Origin of the sequence: Frigoribacterium sp. ME-P-080, from assembly GCF_030209595.1 — a bacterium.
GTDB lineage: Bacteria > Actinomycetota > Actinomycetes > Actinomycetales > Microbacteriaceae > Frigoribacterium.
The window spans coordinates 1-1,469 of the sequence record NZ_JARVRR010000005.1 but is presented as its reverse complement, the minus strand read 5'-3'; the positions used below and the strand labels follow the sequence as shown (position 1 = coordinate 1,469).

The 1,469-nt window shown below is 73.5% G+C and carries 1 protein-coding gene and 1 pseudogene; both read left to right on the top strand.

Features of this window, described 5'->3' with window-relative positions:
* Positions 1-550, top strand: a pseudogene (locus QRN23_RS11310) (hypothetical protein); the annotation flags it as partial.
* A 74-nt stretch (positions 551-624) separates the two neighbouring features.
* Entirely contained in the window at positions 625-1,407 is a 783-nt protein-coding gene (locus QRN23_RS11305) for an NADPH-dependent F420 reductase (protein ID WP_285063590.1), read from the top strand.
* The last annotated feature ends 62 nt before the right edge of the window (positions 1,408-1,469 follow it).

The window sequence follows — 1,469 nt, the reverse complement described above, 5'->3', positions numbered from 1 at the left end:
GGGTTCGACCGGTGGCAGCACCAGTGGTGACGACGGCATCCTCGGGGGCACGCAGATCGTGCCGTCGGTGGGGCTGCCCGTGACCGTCGGGGGCAACGCCGTCTCGGTGATCGGCGACAGCGACACCACGGAGGGGACGACCGGCACCACGCCGACCACGCCGACCACGCCGACCACGCCGACCGACCCGACCGACCCGACCGACCCGACCGACCCGACGATCCCCGTCGACCCGGCCGAGCCGTTCGAACCGACCGACCCGACGATGCCCGTCATCCCGGGCGACGGCGGCACCACCACGCCCGGAACGGACGGCACCAGCGGCGTCGACGGCACGACCGGCACCACCGGCACCGTGCTCGTGACCGCCGCGGCGGCCGACCGCAGCGTCCTCGCCTCGGGGACCAGCGCCTCCTCGGCCGTCGCCGCCGACTCGTCGCTGGCCTTCACCGGTGGTGACGCGTCGGGCCCGCTCGTGGGCGGACTGCTGGCGCTGCTCGCCGGGCTCGGCCTGCTCGAGGCGGCCCGCCGCCGGACGGCCCGCGCCTGACGGTCACCTCCGTCGCTCGCTCCTGAGCGACTCCACACCGACGGTGCACCGCAGACCTGGTTCAGGGGCCTGCGGTGCATCGCCGCGTCCGGAATCGCCGGACGCCCTCGTGCGTTGCACGACACATGACGTCCGCACCCACCATCGGCATCCTCGGCGCGGGCAAGGTCGGCACCGTCCTCGCCCGCCTCGTCCACGCCGCCGGCCACCCCGTCCTCCTCTCCGGCTCGGGAGACCCTGCCCGCATCCGCCTCATCGTCGACGTGATCGCCCCCGGGGCTCGCGCGGTCTGGTCGGCCGACGCGGCACGGGAGGCCGACATCGTCGTCCTGGCCCTGCCGCTCGGCAAGCTCGACTCGGTGCCGGTGGACGCACTCGCGGGCAAGGTCGTCGTCGACGCCATGAACTACTGGTGGGAGACGGACGGCCTGCGCGACGACCTCTCGGACGTCCGGACCTCGACGAGCGAGCTCGTCCAGCAGCACCTGCCCGCGTCACGCGTCGTGAAGGGCTTCAACCACATGGGGTACCACGACCTCGACGAGGGAGCACTGCCCGCCGGTCATCCCGAGCGGAGCGCGATCGCCCTGGCATCGGACGACCGAGAGGCACTCGACGTCGTCGCGGACTTCGTGGACGCCATCGGCTTCGACCCCGTCGCCCTGCCCACCCTGGCCGACGGCATCGCCCTCGAGCCGGGGTCGCTGGCCTTCGGAGCGGACGTCGGCGCGTCCGAACTCCGCGAGACGGTTCGCGACTTCTGGAGCTCGCAACGCGGGCTCGCGGTGGCCCGCGCACGACGTTCCCCGAGCCCGGTCGCCGGTGCCGACGCGGCGGTGGAGGTCACGGCCGGGTAACGAAGATGATGCGTTCCAATCCTTTTCGGGCCCGGTGGCGAACCCAGTACATCCCCACCGGG